The sequence below is a fragment of the Merdibacter massiliensis genome (assembly GCF_900155395.1).
Classification (GTDB): domain Bacteria; phylum Bacillota_I; class Bacilli_A; order Erysipelotrichales; family Erysipelotrichaceae; genus Merdibacter; species Merdibacter massiliensis.
Window position 1 is genome coordinate 113,656 of record NZ_LT699728.1, and the last position, 25,622, is coordinate 139,277.

Annotated in this window: 18 protein-coding genes; 5 read left to right on the forward strand and 13 right to left on the reverse strand. The window is 40.0% G+C overall.

The window, feature by feature from the left end:
* Positions 1 to 267: 267 nt before the first annotated feature.
* The 5 genes from ppk1 to BQ9859_RS10725 all read right to left on the reverse strand — a co-directional run bounded on the left by ppk1 (position 268) and on the right by BQ9859_RS10725 (position 5,338).
* The gene (ppk1, locus tag BQ9859_RS10705; RefSeq protein WP_075878162.1) at positions 268 to 2,400 is read right to left on the reverse strand and encodes a polyphosphate kinase 1; all 2,133 of its coding nucleotides are present in this window, start codon (positions 2,398 to 2,400) and stop codon (positions 268 to 270) included.
* 13 nt (positions 2,401 to 2,413) lie between these two features.
* Positions 2,414 to 3,307: a Ppx/GppA phosphatase family protein gene (locus BQ9859_RS10710; RefSeq protein WP_075878163.1), complete on the reverse strand. Its 894-nt coding sequence runs from the start codon at positions 3,305 to 3,307 to the stop codon at positions 2,414 to 2,416.
* Between the two features lie 86 nt (positions 3,308 to 3,393).
* Positions 3,394 to 4,224, reverse strand: a complete 831-nt coding sequence (locus BQ9859_RS10715; RefSeq protein WP_075878164.1) for a pyridoxamine kinase — start codon at positions 4,222 to 4,224, stop codon at positions 3,394 to 3,396.
* Between the two features lie 2 nt (positions 4,225 to 4,226).
* The gene (locus tag BQ9859_RS10720; protein ID WP_075878165.1) at positions 4,227 to 4,520 is read right to left on the reverse strand and encodes a hypothetical protein; all 294 of its coding nucleotides are present in this window, start codon (positions 4,518 to 4,520) and stop codon (positions 4,227 to 4,229) included.
* 143 nt (positions 4,521 to 4,663) lie between these two features.
* Entirely contained in the window at positions 4,664 to 5,338 is a 675-nt protein-coding gene (locus BQ9859_RS10725) for a Crp/Fnr family transcriptional regulator (protein WP_075878166.1), read from the reverse strand.
* Positions 5,339 to 5,423: 85 nt separating this feature from the next.
* Between BQ9859_RS10725 and BQ9859_RS10730 the strand changes: the two genes are divergently transcribed.
* Entirely contained in the window at positions 5,424 to 6,110 is a 687-nt protein-coding gene (locus BQ9859_RS10730) for a 4Fe-4S binding protein (protein ID WP_075878167.1), read from the forward strand.
* Between the two features lie 15 nt (positions 6,111 to 6,125).
* Positions 6,126 to 6,455: a cupin domain-containing protein gene (locus BQ9859_RS10735; RefSeq protein WP_075878168.1), complete on the forward strand. Its 330-nt coding sequence runs from the start codon at positions 6,126 to 6,128 to the stop codon at positions 6,453 to 6,455.
* A 63-nt stretch (positions 6,456 to 6,518) separates the two neighbouring features.
* Here the strand turns inward: BQ9859_RS10735 and BQ9859_RS10740 are convergent, their stop codons facing one another.
* The 4 genes from BQ9859_RS10740 to BQ9859_RS10755 form a co-directional block, all read right to left on the reverse strand.
* On the reverse strand, positions 6,519 to 7,250 hold the full coding sequence (locus BQ9859_RS10740) for a hypothetical protein (protein ID WP_075878169.1): 732 nt from the start codon (positions 7,248 to 7,250) through the stop codon (positions 6,519 to 6,521).
* Between the two features lie 16 nt (positions 7,251 to 7,266).
* Complete coding sequence (locus BQ9859_RS10745) at positions 7,267 to 12,408, reverse strand: fibronectin type III domain-containing protein (RefSeq protein ID WP_235846434.1); 5,142 nt, start codon at positions 12,406 to 12,408, stop codon at positions 7,267 to 7,269.
* An 88-nt stretch (positions 12,409 to 12,496) separates the two neighbouring features.
* The gene (locus BQ9859_RS10750; protein ID WP_075878170.1) at positions 12,497 to 13,432 is read right to left on the reverse strand and encodes a LysR family transcriptional regulator; all 936 of its coding nucleotides are present in this window, start codon (positions 13,430 to 13,432) and stop codon (positions 12,497 to 12,499) included.
* Positions 13,433 to 13,606: 174 nt separating this feature from the next.
* Positions 13,607 to 15,583 (reverse strand): hypothetical protein, encoded by a 1,977-nt coding sequence (locus BQ9859_RS10755; protein ID WP_235846435.1) that lies wholly within the window; start codon positions 15,581 to 15,583, stop codon positions 13,607 to 13,609.
* 235 nt (positions 15,584 to 15,818) lie between these two features.
* Here BQ9859_RS10755 and BQ9859_RS10760 point away from each other — a divergent pair, with 235 nt between their 5' ends.
* The gene (locus BQ9859_RS10760; protein WP_075876486.1) at positions 15,819 to 17,075 is read left to right on the forward strand and encodes an IS110 family RNA-guided transposase; all 1,257 of its coding nucleotides are present in this window, start codon (positions 15,819 to 15,821) and stop codon (positions 17,073 to 17,075) included.
* A gap of 278 nt (positions 17,076 to 17,353) precedes the next feature.
* On the opposite strand, the gene BQ9859_RS10765 is transcribed toward BQ9859_RS10760, so the two are convergent.
* Complete coding sequence (locus BQ9859_RS10765) at positions 17,354 to 20,467, reverse strand: CAP domain-containing protein (protein WP_143404427.1); 3,114 nt, start codon at positions 20,465 to 20,467, stop codon at positions 17,354 to 17,356.
* A gap of 122 nt (positions 20,468 to 20,589) precedes the next feature.
* Positions 20,590 to 20,805, reverse strand: a complete 216-nt coding sequence (locus BQ9859_RS10770; protein ID WP_075878173.1) for a helix-turn-helix domain-containing protein — start codon at positions 20,803 to 20,805, stop codon at positions 20,590 to 20,592.
* 166 nt (positions 20,806 to 20,971) lie between these two features.
* On the opposite strand from BQ9859_RS10770, the gene BQ9859_RS10775 reads away from it, so the two are divergent.
* Positions 20,972 to 21,628 carry a LexA family transcriptional regulator gene (locus BQ9859_RS10775; protein ID WP_075878174.1) on the forward strand — a complete coding sequence of 219 codons (657 nt, stop codon included), beginning with the start codon at positions 20,972 to 20,974 and terminating at the stop codon, positions 21,626 to 21,628.
* A 609-nt stretch (positions 21,629 to 22,237) separates the two neighbouring features.
* Positions 22,238 to 23,452: an IS256 family transposase gene (locus BQ9859_RS10780; RefSeq protein WP_075878175.1), complete on the forward strand. Its 1,215-nt coding sequence runs from the start codon at positions 22,238 to 22,240 to the stop codon at positions 23,450 to 23,452.
* 208 nt (positions 23,453 to 23,660) lie between these two features.
* On the opposite strand, the gene BQ9859_RS10785 is transcribed toward BQ9859_RS10780, so the two are convergent.
* Together BQ9859_RS10785 and BQ9859_RS10790 are read right to left on the reverse strand one after the other, a co-directional pair.
* A complete protein-coding gene (locus tag BQ9859_RS10785; protein ID WP_075878176.1) occupies positions 23,661 to 24,254 on the reverse strand; it encodes a hypothetical protein in 594 nt (197 codons plus the stop codon).
* A gap of 19 nt (positions 24,255 to 24,273) precedes the next feature.
* A complete protein-coding gene (locus BQ9859_RS10790) occupies positions 24,274 to 25,596 on the reverse strand; it encodes an AAA family ATPase (RefSeq protein WP_075878177.1) in 1,323 nt (440 codons plus the stop codon).
* Positions 25,597 to 25,622: the final 26 nt, after the last annotated feature.

Consider the following 25,622-nt stretch of genomic DNA (forward strand, 5'->3'; position numbering starts at 1 on the left):
TATGAATGATCATTTTTTCATTTCTCAAAGGAATGTTCATTGATTTGGATTAGCCATCAACTAAAGTAATCATTTAGCATGCTATCCATTGTATTGGTATAGTTATTATATACATCTATTGGAAAATATTGTCAACGAATACACCCCTCCCAAAAAGAACACATTTTGTTAAAAAAACGCGATATTTATCAGCATATTGAACATTTTAAAAAAAAGAGGACACCCTCTTTCGGCAAACGAAAAGGGTTTCTCTTTCTTATAGAAAAATTATTTTTGCTTATGATGTAACCAGTGTTGGACACGAGCTTTGAATGAGGGTTTTGTTACGGCTTGATTCAACAATGCTTCTCTGGCACGTTCTTTTGCTTCCTGCATCAATACTTCCTGAGAGTTGATGGTTTCTCCTACTTGCGGCAAAGGTAGATAGCTGCCGTCGCATTGTAAACAACGGGCTTTGACATTGTCATGCCACATGATCGAAAGATCATGCAAAATGCGTTTTTTCAGTTGTTCATCATAGATCGGACAGGCAACTTCGACTCGTTTTTCGGTATTACGGGTCATCATATCAGCGCTGGAAATATAAATTCTTTGATATGGGGCAACCCCAAAACAATAGACACGGGCATGTTCCAAGAAGCGTCCCACGATGCTGTGTACTTCGATATTCTCTGTATAGCCGCTCACATTCGGCAATAAGCAGCAGATTCCGCGTACGATCAATTCCACACGCACCCCGGAATCACTGGCCGCCTGCAGCTTGTCGATGATCTTGCGATCGGTGATCGAATTCAGCTTCATCATGATATATGCAGGTTTGCCCTGGTTTGCTTTTTCGATCTCGGCATCGATCATCTCTAAGATCGAAGATTTTAAAGAAGAAGGTGCCACTAACAAGTTTTGATATTCTCCTTGTAGATTGCCGATCGCCATGTTCTGAAAGAAATTCACTGCATCGATGCCGATTTCCTGCCGTGCCGTCAGATAGCTGTAATCCGTATATTGTTCACTTGTTTTTTCATTGTAATTGCCTGTACCGATCTGCGTAAAATATTGAATCTGATTTTTCTTTTTCCGTGTGATCAAGCATAATTTCGAATGTACCTTATAGTTTTCGATTCCATATAAAACAGTACAGCCGCTGTTTTCAAGCAGTTCCGCATAATTGATGTTATTCTGCTCATCAAAGCGTGCACGCAGTTCCATCAATACGGTTACTTCTTTTCCATTTTCTGCCGCAGCCATCAGATGACGGATGATCTTCGAATTTTTTGCTAAACGATATACCGTGATCTTGATGGAGATAACATCTTTATCTTTAGATGCTTCTTTCAGCAGGTGTAAAAATGGATCGATTGAATCGTATGGATAAAACAGCAAGACATCTTTCTGCAACAGCTGATCCATGATCGGTTTATCTTTGCGCAGCATCGGTGTTGGCTGCGGTCGAAATGCGGGATAGAGAAATGGCTGCAGGGATTGTTCCTGCGGTTTAGCCAATGCAAACACATAGGACAGATCCAATGGTGTCTTGCTGACAAAGACTTGTTCTTCACTTAAATGCAGTTGTTTGCAAATATAACTGATGAAGGATTTATCGCTGTGGCGGAACAATTCCAGACGGATCGGTGCCATACGGCGGCGTTTTTTTAAGATGTTTTTCATCTGTTCACGGTAATCTTCATCATCATCGATCTGTGCTTCATTCAAATTCACATCCGCATTGCGTGTTACCGCGATCACCGTATGAAATTCAATGGCATACCCGGAGAACAGCTGTCCTAGATTCGCACCGATCAGATCTTCTAACAGCAGCAGACGCCGCTGTTCCTCATCGATGTAATAACAGCGATCGATGCTTTGCGGAACGGGAACCAGTCCATACAATTCTTTGTTTTTGATCTTCAAACGGGCCATGACATACAAAGCTTTATTGAGCAAGTGTGGAAAAGGATGATGAAAATCGATCACCTGCGGTGACAATAACGGCAAGACATCATTATCAAAATGGGCCTGTACTTTCGCCTGCTCTTTTGGCGTCAGATTCCGATAGGAAACCCGGTGTACATACGGTTTCAATTCCTGACGCAGATTTTTATAGATCGTATCGCGCAGCAGATACAGTTTGCGGGTTGCCCGATAAATGGCCTGCAACTGTTCTTGTGCAGACATCCCGCTCTTGCTGTCGATATAATCTTCATCTAGTATGCTGATATCATATAAACTGCCGCAACGGATCATATAGAATTCATCCAGATTGCTGGTAAAGATCGATACAAATTTAAACCGTTCCAGCAATGGTACGCTGCGGTCACCCGCTTCTTCCAAAACGCGCTCATTAAAGCGGAGCCAAGATAATTCACGATTTTGTGTATATGCATAATTTTTATTGTTTCCCATGCAAACCCCTTCTTTATTTGTCTCGCAGTTTTTTTGTTACTTTCATCAAATAGCCTTCACGAATGCCGTAACGTCCTACTTTGAGGACCGCGCACTGACAGTGCTGCATCACGCCCATCAAGATCAATAATCCAGGAATCAGCGTATGGATACGCTCTGGTTTATTTCTCAATAACAAATGCGACCCTTTTGCCGAACATAGATAAGACAGCAGATATTCTAATGCCTCCATCGATATTGCTTCCCCTTTATGTTCCACTTGTCCTAATTTCAAAAGTAGTTTTTCGATTGCGCGTGCACTGCCGCCTGCTGCAAACAACAACGTTTCCTGTGCATGGACATAGGCATGCAGCTCCCGCTCGATATGTTTGCGCATCGAATCAATTTCCTGCTGGGTCGGTAAGATGCCATTCACGTGTAAGTTGAATAGATTCAAAGAACCGATCGGCATGCTGCAGGCGGAGATGATTGTCTTACGTTCAAAGGAAACGACTTCACTGCTTCCTCCTCCTATGTCCACGAAGACGCCGTCTTCTTCCTGCAATTGCAAAGAAGCTCCATAGAAGCTCAACAATGCCTCTTGACGTCCTTCAATGACATTGACTTTTCTGCCTGTCTTTTTTTCTACTGCCAGCAAAACTTCTTTGGTATTGTCGATATTGCGTAAAGAAGCCGTCGCAAACGCGAAGCAGTGTTCGATCTGCAATTGCTGCAAGACTTTATTAAAGCTATCCAATGTAGAACAAAGAATGCTGATCCCCTCTTTGTTCAATCGTCCCTCCTGTACATAAGAAACGATACCTGCGGTCGCTTTTTTCGAAAACAGCAGGCGGAATTTTCCATTTCGCACACGATAGACATTCATTCGTATCGTGTTGGAGCCTATATCGATGATTGCGATGATCATAGTACATTCCTCCTCTGTTCACATCCATCAAAATACCATACTCAATGGATCGGCAATATCCGATTTATGTAAAATATTGTAAAACTCTAGTTTAGTTGTTCCCACAGCGTATGCAGCAGCGGTTCAAAACATAGTCCATAGGCATGCGGGGTCTGCTGCTGAAGCGTCAATTCCATGCTTTCTTTAACAAACATAGCCGCCATCGTTACGCTCTCTTTCAATGATTTTCCCTGCAGCAAAGCACCGCTCACCACTGCCGCAAACACATCGCCGCTGCCCGGACGGCCGATCCCCACTTTGGGATTGTATACTTCCGTATACTTGCCCTGTTCATAGATAAACGTACACATCTGTTCGCCTTCTTCCATGCCGGTCACCACGACCTGTCGGACACCCTGTGCACAGAGCTGTTCACAGCATCTGCATAAAAATGTGGCAGATGGCCGCTGAGAAGGATAATCCTCGTCACACAGCAAGCACAGCTCGGTCAAATTGGGCAATACTACTTGGGCATAGGGAATGATGGTCTTCATCTTCTGGACGATGGCCGCATCGATCGTCGGATAACAATGTCCATGATCGCCCATCACCGGGTCTACAATGATCATGGTACCCGTATTTGCCTGTTTTAACCAATCAATCAAGAGGTCTGCTTGTTGTTCGCTTCCTAAAAAGCCGGTACAGATCGCATCAAACGTGATTTTTTCCTGTGTAAAGCTTTGCAGATAAGCAGGCAGATCTTTTGTAAAATCTTTCATATAGTAATGCGGAAATTCGGTATGCATAGATAAAATGGCCGTCGGTATGGCTACGCCTTGATGTCCCATGACAGACAAGATCGGTAACATGACAGAAATCGAACACCGTCCAAAACCGCTCAGATCATTGAAGATCGCTACTTTTTTTTGTCTTTCCATCCTCATGCCTCATTAATGATGCGATATTGTTCTTTTAGATACTCTATATCTTCTTTAGCCAAAGATGCAATGATCGTTTCATCCACATTTTCTAATGTTCCTAAGCGCTGAATCACTCTGCTCAGCAAGATGATCAGGCCAAATCCTTCCTGCTGGCGTGAACGCGGGTCCAACATAGCAAGGACCTCGTCTTGTGGTGTTCCTTTACGCATCTCTCCTGCACGATGCATTTCTCCCTTTCCATCCTGATATCCCTTTGGCAATAAGATCGGGTATGTCTTCTCTTGTTGCTGCATTTTATCCATTCCTTTCATGTGAGAAAAGCGAAACGTTATTCATCGCTGAATACTGCCTCGCTTTCCTTCCTCTATGTTATTAGTATACTGGAAAATTGCTTTTTTTACAATGAACACGATGTTTCTATGAACACACGATGTTTCTATGAACACGATGTTTCCTGTTCTTTCTCTAAACGGTGAAGATAAAATTGATTTTTATGAAATGTCAAGATCCCTTCTTTTTGCATTTTTCCCAGTTCTTTGGAAAGCGCACTACGCTCTACATTGAGATAATCAGCCATCTGCTGGCGGTCAAAGGGAATCGTGATTTGCATGGATCCCTGCTGCATGGCTTGTGCGGATAAATAGGTCATGACACGGCTGCGGATGCTTTTTGCACAGATGCATAAGACACGGGCTGACCATGCTAAATTTTTGTTGGTCGATAAGATCAATAAGCTTTGGATCAGTTTGGCATACCAGCTGCGATCTTGGTAAGGAGGCGACAATAAGATGCCGATATCGATGAACAGTACTGTACTTTTTTGCATGGCAATAACATCGACCATCAACGGTGTATTGGTAAACGCATATGTTTCCGCAAAGACCCCTCCGCTTTCCATCTGATGCAGGATCGTACGGTTGCCCCATAGATCACTGCTTTCGATATAGATCTCGCCTGACAATACGATGCCGAACCGCTTTGTCTGTTCACCTGAACGAAAGATCATTTCCTCTTTTTCATACGTTTGATTCCACAAACAGCCGCACGCATACATTTGTTCATACTCTTCTTTGGTGATTTGCTGAAAAACCGGATGTTGCAAAGGATCCATAAAAAATCTCCTTTCGTTGTTTTAACCACATCAATTTGTGTTTGATTGTACTATACTCAATAATGGAAAACAAGGAGGAATCCCAATGATTCGTAAAATTATTCAAATAGATGAAGAAAAATGCAACGGCTGTGGTGCCTGTGCAGTAGCTTGCCATGAAGGAGCCATCGGTATGGTCAATGGCAAAGCCAAGCTGCTGCGTGATGATTACTGTGACGGCTTAGGTGATTGTTTGCCTGCTTGTCCAACCAATGCCATCACTTTCATAGAAAGAGAAGCAGCTCCTTATGATGCACAGGCAGTCTTGGAAAATCAACAAAAGAAACAAGGTCCCGGCTGTCCTTCCCAACAGGCACGCCTCTTCCAACGAGAAGAACCACAGCGCCCTGCACCAATCTCCCATCCAACATCTGCCCTTCGCCAATGGCCTTGTCAGATCAAACTGGCACCGGTGCAGGCACCTTACTATCAAGGAGCTAAATTATTGATCGCGGCAGATTGCAGTGCTTACGCCTATGCACAGATGCATGATACCTTCATGAAAGGCAAGATCACTTTGATTGGATGCCCAAAGCTGGATCAAGTAGATTATAGTGAAAAGCTGACAACGATCATTCAGGCAAATGCTATTCAAAGCGTAACGATCGTGCGCATGGAAGTACCTTGCTGCGGCGGTCTGGAGATGGCAGTGAAAAAAGCATTGCAGGCAAGCGGCAAATTTATCCCATGGCAGGTGGTCACTATTTCCACAAACGGCACGATACTCGATTAAGCAGGAGGAACACAAATGGAAAAATTAAAAAATATCAGCCAATCGGAAGTATTGGTATTAAAAGAACAAGTCGCTTATCAAAACGGCCAGGTAGTCAGCAAGACACTGGCGCAAAATGAGGCACTCAGCATTACTCTATTTGCATTTGACAAAGGAGAAGAAATCAGTACCCACCAATCTGGCGGAGATGCATTTGTCACCTGCCTGGATGGCGTTGGCAAGATCACGATCGATGGTCTCCCTTATACTTTAAAAGAGGGAGAATCGATCGTCATACCTGCTAAGCATCCCCACGCAGTCTATGCAGCGGAACCATTTAAGATGCTGCTGGTCGTCGTATTTTAATGCAGGATGATCTTCACAAATGAAAAGACAATTGGAAACGCTCTTTTCCAATTGTCTTTTATTTTATCTTTGTTTCTTTTGTCTTATTGCTAATACGATAGCGAAACTGGCAATGATGCCGATGATCGCATAGGATAACAAATAGCGTGCAGTACCCGTTTCTACATCGGTTGATGACTGCTCTTGCCCATTTGTTGGTGTTTCACCAACAGAAGGATCCTGTTGTGGTGAAAGTGGTGAGTCAGCTCCTTGATTTTCCTCTGCAACCGTATCATTTTCTGTATCCGGCTGTTTTTGAGGCGCATTTACGACCAGCTGTGTGCTTAATGAAGCTGTCATCACTTCCTGATCCAGGTTTTCATTGCCATCTACATAAGAAAGTCCGTCTTCTGCGATGGTGATGGTGAAGGATTGGGTTGCATCTGTATTTGTATGCAACTCGATCGTGCCTAAATGAAAGTCATTTTTATCGATGATCATCGTCGGATCTGATAGATAGATCGTATAGGTATGATTCGTTGAATCATACCTTGTATCTATGTAGTCCGCTTTGATTGCGCTATCCAATTGTAACGTAATCGGTCCTTTTGTATCAAGTTGATCGACATCCCCTTCCAAGCGCATCCGCAGCGAAAGTGTGGTGACTTTCTCTACAGTGGATGGCAATTGCAGAGTAATATCCACTTTATTATTTTCACTTGTGAGGATGATTGATTTTTGCGATGCGGCTTGCACATGCTGCATAGGCAGCAGCATGATCATCAATAAAGCCCATACGATTGTTATTTTCTTCATATGGTTTCCCCCTTTCTTATTTCTCTATCACGATATCTTCCAGCTGTGCAGGAACATCGATATACAGCGTATCGCTGGTCAAACGCTCTCCTTCATTGGTCCATGCGTTATCCACACGGTACAGCTCCGCTTTGATCTGTGAAGGAAGCGTCGTCGCATGTTCTGGTTCGATCCAGTAGATCCAAGTTCCTTTGGATACTTCCCCTAGTAGGGCATTGCCTGGATCTGGTGCCAAAATGATCTGTTGAGCCACCAGTTCTCCTTGGGCATTGGTTCCGCCTACGATGCTGCCATCAGCATCATAGAGCACAACGACATTGTAAGCGGGATTTCCTTTGTAGCTGCCCGCAAATACGATCGATCCGGCAGGAATCGATAGATCATTTTCCTGATCATAAACAAACTCGGCTGCTAATTTGCCGATCGTCACTCTGCCTTGATCATCGCTGAACTCAATATTGTCTCCGGAAGGGCCTAAGATATCCAATTCAGTGATGCCGATCGTTTGTTTTGCCTGTCCTTTGGCTGTCAGCTTGATGTAGCGGATATCATACGTTGTCACCCATGGATCACTGCCATTTTGGAAGTACACCGTATCGCTGCCCTCTTCCATGTCAAAAGTACCGGTCGCAACACTTGTATATTGTTTTCCATCCACGCTGACTTCGATTACATAATCGCTGATCAAATTTGACTTGGCATGATAGCGCAGAGCGCTCACTTCCAAGGTTTGTTTGAGATCGATCAATACATACGGATCTTTTTGTGCTTCTCCGCTGTATTCTTCACTATGATCGCCATCAAGCACCATATGGATCGCTGCATGCGTTTCCGGCGCACATGGATCTTGCGGTGTTGCCTCCTGTGCATGGTCTTGCTGGGAAACCATGTTCGTACTTACTGTGAATTGATCTTTTTCATAACTGCCGTCACTGATGACCTTGAGCGCATCCGTTGTCGCAACCGCACCGCGATTGGTCAGCTGATCGATCGGATACACTTCATAATGCACTGCGCGGCTGCCCATCGTGATCGTATCTGTAAAAGTCGTTTGTCTGGTAAATCCGACCACTTCTTTTTCAATATTGCCTTTTTGTGTCGTCACACGTACGATCTCATAACCCAGGATCTGATCCTGATATGCCTCATTTGGATGGATCGTAAGAGTCACATTTCCATTTTTTACGCTGCTGTCGACATTTGTGATGACAGAGAGGCCTGCAAGAGAGCTTGCTTTTCCTTCCAGATCAAATGTTTTGGCGTCATCACTGATATAGTAAATAGCTCTCGTTTCTTCCGGGAACTGGTTCATGAAAGCAGCCGTCTCTTCATTTGGCACAAATCCCCAGCGGGTAAAGAAACTCGTCAGATCTTTGCATGCTGCTGCTGATACCAGACGCATCAGATCTTGATCTTTATCCCCGGATAAAACAAGTTTTCTTTCCCACTCTCCATTATTAAAGAGTGCACTATTTCTTGCATAGCTGTCCACACGGGCAAATAAACGATGTGCAAATATATCTTGATAATCGGCATACATCTTTTGTGCATATCCCTCATCATACGCCAGATGCAACTGCCAGTACATGCCCAGCTGGGTAAAGACATTCGAAGAATAGCCTAACGCATTGGATGTAACTTTGTCATATACATCTGCATAGTCAAAACGCACCCCGCCATTGGTACCATCTGCCTGCGCAACCAGAGCAAAATAGTTGTTCGTGATCTCATTGATCGCATAAGCCCCTTGATTGATCTGATGTCCGATCTCATGGGCAATGCCCCAGCCAAAATAAGAACCTTCAACTAATTTTCCGTTTTCATCGATGATTGGTTCTTGTTTTAGGATCAGTTCTTTGACCGAATCCCATTCAATACCGATATGATTGCCTGCCGCATACATAAAGGCACCAGAGAACATCTTCATGTAACGAATATTCAGGTGCTGACTTGGCAGGCGATTACCGCTGATCAGCGAAGGATCGCTTTCCTGGGCAAATGTATCGCTCAAGCCTTTATGCTGGTAAAACAGTTCCAGCATGGCATCCATTGCATCAGCTGTATATTGGATCTGCTCTTCTTCCTGTCCGCTTGTCAATGCGTCGAACACCTGACTTGCCGGCACGGAGATCATCATGTGATCCAACAGGATATCGGTCATGTTGTTCACACATGTTTTTTCATCATAGCTCTCTAATGAAAAGAATAAGAATTTACGACTATGTTCCTCATGTTTTGCCTGCAGCTGTTCTACATAAGCGCTTAATTCTTCCACATAGCTTTGGATGCGCTGTTGACGCTCTCCTTCTTCCGTGATGCCGACCAAGTCTAATACCGGGATCGGATTGCCGCCGTTGACACGCACTGCATAGCTGTCGCTTGTTTGACTGCCGGTATATTGAATATACAATGCACCGCCTTTTTCTACATCTGTTGTTGTCAAAGCAGGAATGGTGATCACATTGCGTCCTACATTCAACGCAATCGTTTTCGAAAGCTGATCATATTCTCCATGCTGCTGGGTGACAACTAACTGCAGTTTGGATTTGCTGCCGCGGCTGCCGTTGTTCGTTCCTACATAGATCACGATTTCATCTTCTGCTTTTGCTGTGATGCCTAACGGCTGCCAGGCATTTAGACCGGACAATTTTAAAGCAGAATCGTAGGAGGCACTGATATTGGTATGCACATGCAGCACATCATGAAGTTCCTTTTGTTCTGCATACAATTGTCTTGCCGCATCCAACTCTGCCTGCAAGGCTGCACGCTGAGGATGATAGTCACCATTGATCGTTGTATCGATGCGTGTCTGCAAAGCTGCAAAATCACTTTCATCCACCTGTTTGTTCAAAGATAAATACAGGTCATCTTGATACAATGCCCGAATATCGTCCGCTAATGAATCATATTCATATAATCTAACTTCTGCTACTTGAATACGACGCGTTCCATAATAGCTGACCTGCAGTCCCAACTGAATCTGATCACTTTCAATTGGCTGTGCCAGATTGATCTCATAATAAGAACGTCCGTTTGGATCGCTTTTTCTTTGCAGAGAAAGACCTTGTGCCTTTTGTTTGACACCATCTTTCCAATAGTAGACGGCCGCATCCGTATAATAAGTGGAATCATCCGGTGCCGCAACGGCAAAGCGATCCATCTGAAAACTCTGATCCAGCTGGATCGTCAGTCCCCATCCTTCATTTCCGGTATGGTACGTGACCGCATCATCCCAGTCATTGATCTGATAATAAGAAGAAAAGTCATTGTCGGCGATACCGAGTGCACTGACATCATGATCAAGAGGGCTATTGTACATCATCGTGCCTGCACGGCGTGTAACGCTGACGATATGATCGCTTAATTCGCCTTCTTCCTTTGTGCCATTGATAATGCGGTACTGAGAGAAGATCACCGGCTGATTTCCTTTGGTCTGGACCGTTGCTTCTAATGATGCAGGACCCTCTCCATGTTCATTGACGGCCGTTACATAAATGTGATACGTTGTTTGATCTTCCAAGTCATACAGCGTATGGTTGGTCTTTGTGATCCCGGTCACAGTTTGATACTGTGTATCTCCTTGTTTTTTATAATACAAGTTATAACTGTCCGCTGCCTGCCCTTTTGGTGCGCTCCATGTTGCCTGAATGATCTTGTAATCGCTGCTTAATTTTAAAGAATCTGGTGCATCCGGGATCGAATCATATCTTGGCGTGGCCTGATACGTTTTTTCATAGCCGCTTTTCCAGTTTCCATTGACCGACTGTACCGCGATCGTATATGTTTTCTTATTTTCCAAAGAACGATTGCGGAAATTTTTGATTTCGATCTTCGTATTTTTTGTATCGATGACTTCTGTATAACCGTCCAAAGTGATCAATACCTGATATCCGGTAATGTTCGTTGTTTTTTTCCAGGCGATTGCAATCGTTTGATTTCCGGCAGTCACTTCAATGACTTCCGGTATGTCCAGTGTCGGTGCAGGAATATAGTTTTCCATCTTGTTGACAAACTCGACGCTGGTGATCTCCGCCAAAGTTGCATCTTTTTGCGCCATTGAGGTAATCGTAATGGTAACTTTTTTCACCGCCAGCTGGCCGTTTAATTTGATCGTCAACTGTCCATTGGCATCCGTCTGCGCGCTACCGATCACATTCGTCATGCGCAAACGTGATGCGCCGATGATGATCTGTCCGGTTTTTTCCACGCCGTTTTCCATATAGGTGATTTCAACCGTTCCCGTGTCGATCGGATTATTTGCCGGTGTCTGCAAAACCAGACCATCCATTTCGATTTGTTCCTGAGATGCAGGCAATGTAAACGAAATCGCTACTGGATTTTCTTCACTGATCACCGTTTGCTCTCCTGCCGGCCGCAGAGATACGGAACCGGTACCAGATAACAGATCAGAAATACTGCCTTCCTGCACTGTATCTTGTCCTACTTCTCCTTGAATGATGCCCGGAGCGATCGTAGAAACGATATTTCCCTGCTTCACAGTATAAGAAAGATCATCTACGTACAGCATGCGTACCGCTTTTTCCAGATCCAGCAAATTGATGACCCCATTGCCATCTACATCGCAGTTAGCATCATAGACGCCTGTTTCGATTGCATCCGTCACTGCGTTAACATCCTCTTTGTTCACTGTTCCATCCTGATTGAAGTCGCCATATGGCATGTTTCCGATTCCTTCCATCTCCATGGAACCGGCGGCAACCGTGATGCTGTAGTCATACCCCTTTTCAATTGTCACATTTTGTTCATAAGCTGCAAAACCAGCCGCTTCGATGCACAAAACATAGACACCTGGAGCAAGTGCATCAAAGTTCGCCGATACCAGATCACTTTGCTGCTCATCAAAATTCAGGGTCTTTCTTTGATCCGTGTCTTTCAAGTACACTTGAAAAGATCGTGTTTGTTCCCCCATCCATGTATCTTGCAAAGTTACTTTCAAAGAACTCGTATAATCTACAGTTTCTGTAATAGCAATATTGTCTTCCACATGTTCTGATTTATCGCTGTTTTCCTGCGAATCAACTGTTTCTGTTAATGTTTCCTCATTGCCGTTTTCGGCATGTAAGGTAAACATTCCATTGCCCATGGCAATCTGTAAAGCCAACAATCCACACAGGATCCGTATAAAACGCTTCTTCATCTTTCTATAGCCTCCCTTGCTTTCTATTTGACTAGAGAACATTCTATATAGAAAGAGAGTCATTGTCTAATACTTGTTTGGAACACATCTATATACTTTTAGTTATAGGTGTATGCAAATACTCCAAGAAAAACAGCTCCTTGAATTTTTCTCCTTCTGCCGATAAAGGCTCATTACGTGAAAACAAGATCAAATGCATACGGATATCCGTATTCTGCAATACCTTGCTTTTGATACCGTTGCGGCTCATCACTTCTTTCTGCCACTTATTTCCAAACATAAAACTGTCTGTTTCTTGCAACAGATAGACCATGAGATCATAATGATCGATTGCCATCTCCTGTTTGAATTCTTTCATCTGATACCCATCGATGGCGATTTCCAAACGCGCTTTCGAATATTGATCAAAAGGAATATGCACATACGTACTGTAGATCAAATCTTTCATATAGACATCTTCTTTTTCATACGCACGTTGATGCGATCCTATATGAATATACAAAGGACTGCTGTCTAATACTTCATAGTTTAGATTTTTGGCGATTGCCCCGCTTTGTACTGCCGGAAACTCGATATCATTCACCACGGCAATTCCTAATTCGCTTTCTTTATTCAATAAACTATCAAATAACTTCCCGACATTGTTTTCTTTCATCGTAAGCGTGAGTGAATTCGCCAGCTGATCGGATAACAGACGTAAAATCAGATTCTTATCTAAGAAAAAAGAATACAAAGAAACACCAAACTGCGATACTTTCTTTGTCAGATCCACCGTTTTGAACTCTTCGATCTTATGCAGATCACGCAAGATAGAACGTGCATAATCATAAATAAATTTGCCGTCGCGTGTAGGTGTGACTCCTTGTTTTCCTCTCTCTAAAAGAACTTTCCCCAGCTCCTCTTCCATTGATTTCAATACTTTGCTCAAATATGGCTGTGAAGTATGCAAGTACTCTGCAGCACGATTGAAAGTACCGCAATCCACAACAGCAACAAAGATCTCTAACTGTGATGTCTTTAACACGCTCATTCCCCCAACTGTAAAAAAAGCTTCATGGATGTTTACATCTTGAAGCTTTCAACTGCTTATTAGAATAGCATACTTATTCCTTTCTTTCAATTTATACACCCTTTGCTGAAATAAATCATTATTTCAAAGAAAGGATGTTTCGTTTGATTCGAAACATCCTTTACTTACTTAATGTAGATGATTTTTTTTATGACTGTAAATGAAAACAGCCCCCATTCCTATTCCAGCAACAACGAAAAGCACTCCCCACAACAGCATATTATTTTTACTTCCTGTATCTGTTCCTTGTGTATCTGCTGTCTCTTGCAATACTGAGTCTTTCCCTTCATCATTAACAGTCGGTGTCGTTTCTATTGGTTCTTTTGCCTTTTCCAAAATGATAAACTGCGTTTCTGCACTTCCATTTTTAGAAACGATCTGCAATTTATGTGTACCTGGTTTCAATGTAATTAAATAAGCAGGTTGCAAGTTGACGATCGTACTTCCTGAGACAACTGTATACTGCGTCGGATCTAAAATTTTATCATCGATCATCACTTGGATAAAATCAACATATTCTGCATTAGAAGTAAAGCTGAGTGTGTCATTGGATCCTTGTCTCCATGTGCGATTTGCTCCTGCTATGATCATCGGCAAACAAGGAATGATCGTTTCTTCTTTGGTGATTTCCTTCGTCAATGCCGCATCACTGAAATAGCGCTCACATGCTGCACAGTACCAATAAGTGATATTGCCTGTATTCATAGTTGTCGGATCTTTCCATTCTATCTTAACTGCATGATGAGTGAGTGGCTGCACTATCGTATCTTTCAAACTGATTTCCTCACTACCTTGTGCATCTTTAAAAAGCTTATTGCAGATCTTGCATGTCCAATACTCTATATATCCAGCTTGTGTACAAGTAGGAGCAATCGCCTGTACTTTTTCTAATGTATGCAGACAAGAAATAACAGCAATATCTTTCACAGATACTCCATTTACTTTTACATTTCCTTGTCCTTCATTTGTGACTTCGATACCACTTGGAACATTCTCCAGTACGATATCTCCAGATAGAATGCTCAACTGATTTCCCTTATTTGCTGTTGCCATCATGTTAGAAATAGCATTTTCTCCTACTGCGAAAACCAGATCATTGTTTGAGTCTGTCAATCGAGCAATTGGTAATTGTGAAGAAACCCACGCAGATGGATCACTTACATAAGAGCCGCCAGTGATGCTGACATCTTTCTTTGTATCTGGTTTGTTAACACCACCAACGATACTTGGTGCATGATAATTACCTCCGGCCGCTATGATTTTTCCCTCTAATTCGCCATCTTTCTGAACGACAAAAGCAAATGAGCTTGCTTCAACAATGGCGCTCGATTCTTCTGGAATCGTAATCATTCCTTCTACACCATTGCTTGCTTTTGCATACATGCCATACGGAGCTTCAAAAGTACCGCCATATATGATCGTTTCACCTGAAGAAAGAACAGCACTGGAATCACTGATAAATGTACCTCCGTTAATCTGTGTCTTTCCTGAATATTGCGTACTAACAGCTGCTGTATATCCCGTAAATGCATAACCGCTCTCACAAATAAAAGTACCGCCTTCAATAACTAGCAAACCACCTTGATGTGAAATAGCTACTAAACTGCTTGTATCCATGGTCGTTGAATATTTGATTCCGCCAGTCTTCGTCTGCGAGGTATCTCGTATGATCAGATTTCCGTTATTGATCAACCCAATGCTTTGACTTGTAATCATGCATCCATTTAAATCTAAGATCATTTGTGGTAAAGCAGGTCCATTTTCCCTATACTCTCCAATGCGTAAATCATTACCCTGCATCATATTGATATTCTTCAACAATTGGATCGTATAGATAGTTTCACCGTTCACTTCTTCCGAAGTATAGGAAATGACACCTTCACCAAATGCTGCATCAATATCTTCTTGTGACGTTTCCCCTCCAATAAAACTGAATGTTTTAATATTCTCCACCGTATCATTTGCTGCAAGAATCATTGTCGGTAAAATTGTCAGTATTAACAAAAAACTAAGAAATCCAGCTACAAATCTTTTTTTCATCTTTTCCTCCATTTCCCCGCGCCTAAAGTCGCGCGGACACAAATATTTCATCAATAAATCCCACATGCTTTATTTTCGTGTTACCCTATAAGAGAGGTGGTATACTACAGAGCACGTGGAGGTGAGTAGGAATTCTACTCAATTGAATATCCTGTATTTTTATAAGTTGCCGTCATCATATCAAGCACAAATAAGTAGGACTTTGAGCCTGGACACTTATGATTGTTCAATCAACTGTTGTCGATTCGCTTTGATGACAGTCAATGCCACCTCTCCTTTTGTATGAAAGGAGCTTTTTTATATGGCAATGAAAATCGTTCGTTTCAACTGCTGTGGCATGGATGTTCACAAAGATCTGGTCGTCGCTACTATTGGTATCACCGATAGACAGTCGAACATCACAGAATATTTCCAACAATCTTTTTCCACTTTAAACTCGGACCTATATCGTTTAAAGGATTGGCTGAATTCTTATCACTGTTGTGATGTCTGCATGGAATCTACCGGTAAATACTGGATCCCTATCTTCAACATTCTTGAAGGTGAGATCAATGTCCATTTAACTCATCCCAAGTATGTCAAAGCCATCAAAGGCAAAAAAACTGATAAGAAAGATTCCAAATGGATCTGTGATCTCTTCAAACATGATCTGATCAAATTCTCGTTTATCCCTCCAAAAGAAATCCGAGAACTGCGTGAGATCGCCCGTTACCGATACAAGCTGGTCTGCATGCGTTCTTCAGAACGGAATCGTTATCAGAACTGTATGACCGTTTCCAATATCGGATTAGCTTCTGTTGTCTCCGATCCTTTTGGCAAGACAGCTTCCAATATCATGAAAGAAGTCATGAAGCCAAACGTGATTGATGATGACAAGATCTTAAAACTCATTCACAAAAATTGTAAGAACAAAGATAAGATACTAGACTCCCTTCACGGCTATCACATCGAAGCGGATCAACGATTCAAGATGGAAAAATCATTGAATCATATGGAGTACTTGGATCAACTCATCAATTCATGTGAAGCAGAATTGGTCAAGCGGGCTTATCCTTTACGCGAATCTTTCCAGCATATCACACAAATAAAAGGAATTAGTTCCTTATCGGCCATTCTGATCATCTCTGAAATAGGAATCGATATGTCTCAGTTTGAATCCGACAAACAACTTGTCAGTTGGGCTGGACTTTCTCCTGCCAACAACGAAAGTGCCGGCAAGAAAAAGTCAGTTCGTATCTCCAAAGCTGGACAATATCTCAAACCACTGCTTGTCCAATGTGCTTTATCGACCATCAAAGATAAGACATCTTATTTTGGAAGAAAGTATTCCAATATCAAGAAACGACGTGGTCACAAGAAAGCCATCATTGCGATCGCACGCATGATGTTGGTCAGTATCTATCACATGATCCTAACAGGCGAAGTATTTCAACCAACGGATTATGAATCCTTCATGAATCCACGATCCGATACCAAACAATCACTAACAGTTGAAGAAGCATTAAACTTTTTGAAACAATCCGGCATTGATATATCTTCTATTCAAATCAACTTATAAATTTTTTCGATATTTTTACTACTTATTTTTAAGTCGGCTTTTTTTTTACAGTTTTATTCACACTTATTCCCTCCCTTTATAAAAAGATTCATATCTTTGTTTTTTTATGTTCATCGCATATAAAATATCCGTTCTCTGTTGATTTACTAACCCGTCATTATTTTTACACCTCTAGCATATCACAGCAATCTCTGTAACACAATTCATAAAGAATAAAAAGAAAAAGATCGCACATTTGTGATCAAGCTGTACGACCCTTTTTCTTTATCGATATTACTTTATTTTACTGCTTTTCTCTTTCTATCGATCACTGCCCACGCACCTGCAGCTGAAGCAAAGGATAAAGCCCAGACTGCACTATCATTTGCTGCTGCTGTTTGCACGCCAGAAGGATCTTTTTGCATCTCTTTTTTGTTTTCTTGTTCTACTTCGCTGTTCAATTCTTTATTCATTCGATCTAATAAAGCATTCAACTTCATATCTGCATCTTGATATGCCTTTTTTGCCATCGCATAGGCTTCCTGATCTGAAGCAGACTCTTTCTCCAGCATGGCTAATGCTTTTTGTGCTTGCTCATATTCATTGATTGCTATCCATAACTTCGGGTAATTTGCTTGGAAAGCATTCACAAAAGCATCATCGCTATTCAATAATAATCCGCTCATGCCTGCTTTGATATCTGCAAATTCTTTATTCAAATGATCCAATAGATCCTTGCGTCCTTGTTTAGTAGCCAGCTCTTTTTCAACATCTTGTACTGCAGCAGCATTCATCCGGATTCTCTTGTCAGTCTCTGTCAGTTTTCCATTGATGGAAGCCAGCTTATTGTTTTGTAGATGGATCGCTTCTTCTGATTTAGAAAGTGTGTCTAACAATTCATTATAATGCTCGATCACGGCAAAAGCAGCTTCTTGTTCTTTTTCTTTCTTATCCAAAGTATCTGCTTTTTCCTTCACCATCATTTCTTTCTCTTGCATTGTTTTTTTCGTATCTTGAATCTGGCTGTCGATCTTTCCTTTTTCTGCTTTTTTCGAATCCAATGCATTGACTGCCGCTTTGACTAATTGCTCTTTTTCCGTCTTTGCCTGTTTGGCCGCATCTAACATTCGCTGTGATTCTTTTTTGGCAGCTTCTAGATCTTTCAGTTTTGTTTCTGCCTGTTCTTTGGCAGCGAGCTGTGCGGCTTTTGCTGCTTCTTTTGATTCTAACAGCTCTTTTGCATCAAACAATGTTTTGTATACGCCATCTATTTTCAATGTTTTTGCACGAATTTCGCTCTGTAATTGCTCTTTTTTTGTTTTGGCGTCCGTTAGTACCTTATTAGCATCACTGACTTTTGTTTTTAGATCTGTCAACTTTTGTTTTGCATCTGCAATTGTCGCTTTGCTTGTATTGTATGTCTCCAGATTCGTTTGCAGAGCAGTATTTTTCTGATCAAAAATAGCTTTATTTGTATCGTACTGTTTTCTTAACGCAGCCGTTTCTTTCACTAATTGATCATATCTTGCTTTGGCAGCGGCATGTTTCTTTTTCAGATCCTCAGTAACATCTTTTTTTGCCATTGCTTTTTTGTATTCTTCCATTTTGGTACGATATTCTGATACAGTCATTGTATCTTTTAATTCGTCTTCTTGCCAGAATGTCTGACTGCTCGTACCTTCTGTTGTAGCAAAACCGGTAACCTTATGCGATGGGCGTACCAGATTTAAATAATGACCGATGGATGGATAAATATTACTGTATTTCGTACTGACTTCATATGCATCCATCGTTGCCAATCCTGGATACTTTCCTTCTTTTACATAGCCATCAAACAATTCTTTCTCTTTATCATACCAGCCTTTGAACATGTCTGTGGTTGCTGTTGTTAAGTTTTCTGCTGCATTTGTATGATTGATCTTTACTTCTTTGCTGTGATCGAAGTGATCATATTTTGCATAATGTGAATTGAACCAAGAAGTAAGCATCAACATGGAGCTGACTTTAAATTCAGGCAGTTTTAAATCACGGCGGATGGCATTGGATTCTTCGATATGTGTCAATGCTTGTTCCAGTTCAGTCAACGTCATACCATTGTTTTCCAAATGAATCCTGTCTTTCCATTTTTCTCCAGATGACTGTTTCAATTCAAGAAGCTCATCTAAAAATTTGACGGAATCTGTATGTTTGGCAAATTGTAAGAAACTGCGCATATATGATTTGTTCTGCATTGTTTCTTCCGCTTTCTTTATTTTTTTATCTAACTGATTGAAAGCTGCTCTCGCACGTACAATCTCCAACTGTCTTGTATTGATATTGCTGAGTGCTTGTTCATATATTTTTCTAGCATCAGCTGCTTCTTTTTTCAATTGCTCTCTTTCATTATTGGTGCGTTCAACGGCACGTTCTGCCTCTTCTTTGGCTTTGGCCGTTTTTGTCAGTTCATCTGATAATGTCTCATAATTTTTCTGACTGTCTTTTACTTTTTCTTCTGCCGCTACAAGGGAAGCACGTTTAGCATCCAATTCTGATTTTGCTTTTTGGTAAGCAGATTGTGCTTCAGCAACCGTTTTCTCTTGATCCATCACCATTTTTGATGCAGCTTCATATTCCTTGTTTGCCGTTTCTAATTCAGCTGTAACAGCAGTCATGGCATCTGCCGCGTGTAATTGATCATGATTACGCTGAGCTGTTTCTAGATCCATAACCGCTTGGTTTTGTGCTTCTTTTGCTGCAGTTAATTGTTGTGTTGCTGTTTCAACTTCTTTTTCCAGGTTTGCCGCATTCTTTTCCAACTGCATCAGCTGTTCTTTTATCTGATCTTGCTGCGTAACTGCTTGGTTATAATCCGTTTGTGCTGCTTCCACAGCATGCTTTGCAGCATCTACTGCAGCATGTGCCTGCATGGTCTTTTCTTCCGTTGCTTCTTTTGCCGCTTCCTCTGCAGCTTTTAATGCAGTTTGTTTTTCTTTTAATGCCTCCTGCGCCTGATTGAGTGCCTCCTGTGCCGTTTTCAGCTGTTCACTCAATTCTTCTTTATTTTTGTTTAGCTGTTCCAACTGTGCATTGCTTTCATCGATTGCATTTTGTTGTTTTGCCATCTCTGTTTCTAAATCTCGCTGCAGTTGTTCGTTTAATGCATCCAAAGCTGCTTTCTTATCATCTGCTTCCGTTTTTGCCTCTTCTAACATCGGCATTTTTTCATCTGCTGTTTTTTTAGCAGCATCCATTGCTTCTTTTGCTTCATCGCGGTGAGCAGTCGCCTCCATCACTTGATCATGCAAGGCATCTGCATTTTTATTTGTATTTTCTTCTTTCTCTACTTTCGTATTTGCAAGAACTGAAGTTGGGACAACACTGGTCGCCAACATGGTCGTAACAGCTGTCGCTGCAAGTAATCTCTTTGATTTCATCTGTCGATAGGCTGGAAAGATCTCTCAAATATTGGAATAGCCTCTATCTCCTCTCTTTTTCATCACTCTTTCCCACTTAAAACGTACTCGTTTCTAAGCAATTCCCTTCTATATAAATCCCATTATTGGGATATAGAAGATAAAAAAATTTCAGCTTTTTCATTGTTATCATGAATATTCAATATCTCGCAGATTTTGATCACGTCTGAAACAGTCACGCTCGATCTCCCGTTGACCTTATTGCTTAACGCATTTTTTGATATTCCCAATTCCTTTGCTAATCGGGTTTGTGTATAACCGGAGCGAACGATGGCCATCTTAAATAAAGCCTTATTCATAACGATCATCCTTTCCCATCATCTCATCTTTAATCGTATTCATAGTACCATTGCTCTTGCATGCTGTCAACCCAATATTGAGTCAATGAATAATATATTCATGCACCTCGTTTGCAAAATTGGGATTTTGATTTATAATTTTAGATGTACTCTGGGGGAATTAATTATGAAAAATGAAATATCGAAACGTTTGAAGGAAGTCATCGCCTATAAGAAGATTTCCTATAATACGCTTCAACAATTAACCGGTATTCCAAAATCTGCCATTCAGCGTTATGCGGCCGGCGACACAGAAAAACTGCCTATCGATCGTGTGATCATTTTAGCAAAAGTTCTAAATGTTTCGCCGAAATATTTACTTGGCTGGGAACCATACAAGGAAATGAAAGATGATGCTGCTTTAACTGATTTTTTCCCTATCGCTTATTATGAGATCCAAAATTATGAAATCGGGGAGTTTTCTACAAGCTGTGTTTTTGTGCCGAAAAAATTTATTGATAAAAGAGAGAATCTGCTGGCATTAAAAATCATGGATGACAGTATGAATCATATCTTTTTACCGAACTCGATCGTCATCGTTGAGAAGATTCCTTTAGAAGAACCAATTGCCGATGGAACCATTGTAAGCGTATTGATAGAAGATCAATGTTATATCCGCCGTGTTTACTTTGATAAGGATTCCTGTACTTTCTTAGCAGACAGCTCTAATAGAAAGTATGTGCCTGTTACTGAGAAGACTTCCCATGTAACGATCTTTGGAAAAGTAATCTGGCATATGAATCCGGATAATATTTCAGACTATTATGATGAGATGTCCAAGTAAAACGATTCTGTAAAGTAAAGTGAGTACCTGTTACTTGATTATCAAGTTTAGATACTCACTTTTCTAATGAAGAAATTTTCTATTATTTATTTCATATATAGATCAATACAACATGAGACTATCCTTTTCTACTTACAGTTGTACTCTTATTTGCATGCACAATTTTACCTTGCTCTTCAAGTAAAATTTTTTTGGTTATGTGACAACTAATATAAAAAATATATAAGGAAAGAATATTTTAGTAAACATGTAAACTCAAACGAAAAAAGTTCAAAATATATGGTAAATAGAAGACCAAATCGATCAGTATTTAAAATTATTTTGTGATTATCAATGAACAAATGTATTTATCCAAATCAACTAGCAAAGAGTATAACATACAATTAAAAAAGTTTTAGAACATAAAAAATTTAGAAAGCATACAACTGTAAAACACATTTTTTATCTACAATGTTCTAAAACAAGAACGAATGAAATCTAATCTAGATTTTTTAAATAACAGATTTCCCAAAAATCAGAAAAAATTTGAGAATGTAGAAAAAGATGTGTAAATAGTTGAAAACAGGTAAGAATGAAGATGAATAACGATCTTATCAGGAGGAATTCGACATGAACACATCTTTTATTTCGACACAACAGATCAAGGATCTGATCAATGAACAAAAGTTTACATCTACCAAGGATATCATGGACTGCATGAAGAGCATGTTCGCCGATGTCCTCGAACAAACATTACAAGCCGAAATGGATCAGCATCTCGGTTATGAACATGCGGAAAGAAGAAATGATGATGCTAAAAAGAATTATCGCAACGGTTCCGTTAAAAGGACGATGAAAACACAGCTGGGTGAAGTGGAGGTCAATGTCCCCAGAGACCGCAACGGAGAATTCGAACCAAAGATCATCTCAAAGTATCAGCGCAATGCAGATGGTATCGAGGAACGTATCCTGTCCCTTTATGCTGCTGGCATGTCTACCCGTGATATCAAGGAGCAGATCAAAGGTCTATATGACGTGGAGATATCGGAAGGACTTGTAAGCAAGATCAGTGAGCGTATCCTTCCTGAGGTGAAACAATGGCAGGATCGCCCTTTAGAAGCCTGTTATCCCTTCGTATTCATGGATGCCATCCATTACAAGATCCGTGAAGATCATCATGTGGTGACAAAGGCTGCCTATGTAATCCTGGGAATCAATGAGGACGGGATCAAAGAGGTCCTTGGCTTATGGGTAGGTGCCAGCGAATCGGCCAAATACTGGATGGGCGTATTGAATGAGCTGAAAAGCAGAGGGGTACAGAACGTTTCTTTGTTCTGCGTAGACGGCCTTACCGGCTTCAAAGAAGCAATCACGGCTGTTTATCCCAAAGCAAGGATACAGAGATGCATCATTCACCAGATCCGCAGCAGCACACGTTTTGTGAGCTATAAACACATCAAGGAATTTATGAAAGATCTCAAGCAGGTATATCAGGCAAATACAGAAGAACAGGCCATGAGCCAGCTGGCGGCATTCAGTGAAAAATGGGAGAAACAATATCCAACAGCGGTGCATAGCTGGGAAGAAAATTGGGACATACTAAGCACGTATTTCGATTATCCCGTGGAAATCCGAAAGATCATCTATACGACAAATGCGATCGAAGGACTAAACCGACAATTCAGAAAAGTGACAAAGACAAAGAATGTATTCCCTAATGATGACAGCTTGAGGAAGATGCTGTATCTGGCTATTCAGAATTTGAGCAGCAGATGGACACAGCGGTGCAGGAACTGGGACCTGATCATCAATCAGCTCAGGATCATGGACAGCAGTGAAGAATGATATGTAATAAAAAACGAAAAAAAGCCGGCATGAAATCAACTCAATGATCATACCGGCTTAAGGGACGAGGACAAAGGTCAGGTGACATCATTCGACTTTCACGGGTCAAAACCTGTCGAATATTACTTACACATGATTGGTCACATTCCCCATAAAATAAAAAAAACCATCGTATATGGTTTTTTTTATTTTATCTACAAGCAATATATTATTTACTATTGTCTAAACAAAAACTGATAAATACGTCCATATTTGTATCAGAAATCTTCGATAATTTATTTGAAAATTCAGTCAATTCAACAGATTCATCATTTCTATATCTCTCTTCTGTTGGAAATATAGAAATATACTCTGACTTCATATTTATACCCCTTTTTTTAAATTTGATGCCTGCTTTTTGCATAACATTTTCCAGATTATTAGAGTTATAAATAGGAACAATATATTCATAAGCCCAATGTCCCCTAAATAATTCTTTACTAATAAATTTTTGTTTCATTTGTTCTGAACAATCATCTGTATCCATAATAATAAATATTTTAAAAGATGATGTTATTTGCTTTTTTGAAACAATTTCTACGGATGGGTATTGATTACAAAAGTTTTTAAAAGATTTTAATCTCCAATCACTAAACAAAAAATTCTGTAACCCATTAATTTGAATTGATGAATTTCCTTTGTTATTAGAAATTACCTCCATATGAAATCTAAGTTCTCTTTTTATAAAATCAGCTATTTGTTTCTCTGACTTTCCATGTACTATAACAATACACTTTAGATAGTTTAATTCTCTTTTCCCCATATTACATCACCGAAACAATCTATTCTTCAAAAATATTATGCAACTCATCAAAATCAATATCTTCAATATGTGGTATACCTCCATACATGCCTTCAAGATATCTTTTTCGATAATTTAAATATGGATGTGTCCTATTTTCAAAATCTGCAATATTCACTAATTCCTTATTAGCATTTCTATCTACTACAAAAGTATATATATTTTCAGGGCTTATTTTAGAATCTAATAACATGGTATTATGAGTAGTTACTATTAATTGTCCATTTATAGAATCAATAATACTATTCAAAATAGTATTAATCAATAAATCATGAATACCTGCATCTATTTCATCTATTACTACTACAGAACCTTCAATGCACATTAGCAAAAACGGTAAAATAGTGATCAAGTGCTGAGTTCCGGTTGACTCCAATTCATAATTAACATCTATTATCTGATTGTAAATTTTTTTTCTAAAAAATAATTCATACTTAATCTGATTATCTTCTCTGTATCTTTTGTAGAAAACTTCTTTAATATCGCTATACATATATGTGAAAAATAAATTCAAAAATCTCTCTGCTTTATCAAGTTCAGATTCTTCCTCAATATTTATTTTACCATCTGTTAAGTTTCCTAATATAAGATGAGATAATCCCATTTTACCTCTTTCTGCAACTTCTCCACTTTTTTCTTTTATTGACATTCTCATGAAAAAGGAGATAACTTCTATTAATGAACGGTGAATTTTTGCTTTTAAATAACCTTTATCTTTTTCTTCTAGCTCATTAACAATAATTGATAATAAACTATGTTTCCCTTGATACATTTTTATTAAGTCTTTTATCTCATTTTCATATTCCTGATCAAGAAATAGATTTTTATTTATATTTTTCGTTTCATCAGATAAATCAAATAATATGGTTTTATTCTTATTTAAAACAAATGATAATTTTTCATGAATTAATCTACTATCATCATATACCAATAGATAAGATCCTTTTTTTCCATCAATAATAAAATTAAATTCTAACTCCATATTACCTTTTGAATTTATTGTTTTACAATTACTAATAATAGATTCAGTATCTCTCAAATTTCTAGAAAGATGCTTCATAAAGTTTTCATTTATTTTGCTGTTTTCTTCCCTTTTTTCTATAAAAACCTGAATAACTTTTCTTATAGACAAAGTTTTCATAGAGTCAATCAGTGTATAAAATGATGAAGCAAGATTTGATTTTCCTATACCGTTCTCACCATAAATTATTATTATTTTTTTTGCTTGATTCTTCCTATGTGTAAAATCTGCAGAAAAGTTTACTAATGACTTATAATTTCTTAATCTAATTCCCGTAAACATAATTTAACCTCTTTCTTTTTATATTT

What these genes read in the sequence shown, in the direction of transcription:
- ppk1 (WP_075878162.1), bottom strand. Translation starts at nt 2,400, where the DNA reads ATGGGAAACAATAAAAATTATGCATATACACAAAATCGTGAATTATCT.
- BQ9859_RS10710 (WP_075878163.1), bottom strand. Translation starts at nt 3,307, where the DNA reads ATGATCATCGCAATCATCGATATAGGCTCCAACACGATACGAATGAAT.
- BQ9859_RS10715 (WP_075878164.1), bottom strand. Translation starts at nt 4,224, where the DNA reads ATGGAAAGACAAAAAAAAGTAGCGATCTTCAATGATCTGAGCGGTTTT.
- BQ9859_RS10720 (WP_075878165.1), bottom strand. Translation starts at nt 4,520, where the DNA reads ATGCAGCAACAAGAGAAGACATACCCGATCTTATTGCCAAAGGGATAT.
- BQ9859_RS10725 (WP_075878166.1), bottom strand. Translation starts at nt 5,338, where the DNA reads ATGGATCCTTTGCAACATCCGGTTTTTCAGCAAATCACCAAAGAAGAG.
- BQ9859_RS10730 (WP_075878167.1), top strand. Translation starts at nt 5,424, where the DNA reads ATGATTCGTAAAATTATTCAAATAGATGAAGAAAAATGCAACGGCTGT.
- BQ9859_RS10735 (WP_075878168.1), top strand. Translation starts at nt 6,126, where the DNA reads ATGGAAAAATTAAAAAATATCAGCCAATCGGAAGTATTGGTATTAAAA.
- BQ9859_RS10740 (WP_075878169.1), bottom strand. Translation starts at nt 7,250, where the DNA reads ATGAAGAAAATAACAATCGTATGGGCTTTATTGATGATCATGCTGCTG.
- BQ9859_RS10745 (WP_235846434.1), bottom strand. Translation starts at nt 12,408, where the DNA reads ATGAAGAAGCGTTTTATACGGATCCTGTGTGGATTGTTGGCTTTACAG.
- BQ9859_RS10755 (WP_235846435.1), bottom strand. Translation starts at nt 15,583, where the DNA reads ATGTGGGATTTATTGATGAAATATTTGTGTCCGCGCGACTTTAGGCGC.
- BQ9859_RS10760 (WP_075876486.1), top strand. Translation starts at nt 15,819, where the DNA reads ATGGCAATGAAAATCGTTCGTTTCAACTGCTGTGGCATGGATGTTCAC.
- BQ9859_RS10765 (WP_143404427.1), bottom strand. Translation starts at nt 20,467, where the DNA reads ATGAAATCAAAGAGATTACTTGCAGCGACAGCTGTTACGACCATGTTG.
- BQ9859_RS10770 (WP_075878173.1), bottom strand. Translation starts at nt 20,805, where the DNA reads ATGAATAAGGCTTTATTTAAGATGGCCATCGTTCGCTCCGGTTATACA.
- BQ9859_RS10775 (WP_075878174.1), top strand. Translation starts at nt 20,972, where the DNA reads ATGAAAAATGAAATATCGAAACGTTTGAAGGAAGTCATCGCCTATAAG.
- BQ9859_RS10780 (WP_075878175.1), top strand. Translation starts at nt 22,238, where the DNA reads ATGAACACATCTTTTATTTCGACACAACAGATCAAGGATCTGATCAAT.
- BQ9859_RS10785 (WP_075878176.1), bottom strand. Translation starts at nt 24,254, where the DNA reads ATGGGGAAAAGAGAATTAAACTATCTAAAGTGTATTGTTATAGTACAT.
- BQ9859_RS10790 (WP_075878177.1), bottom strand. Translation starts at nt 25,596, where the DNA reads ATGTTTACGGGAATTAGATTAAGAAATTATAAGTCATTAGTAAACTTT.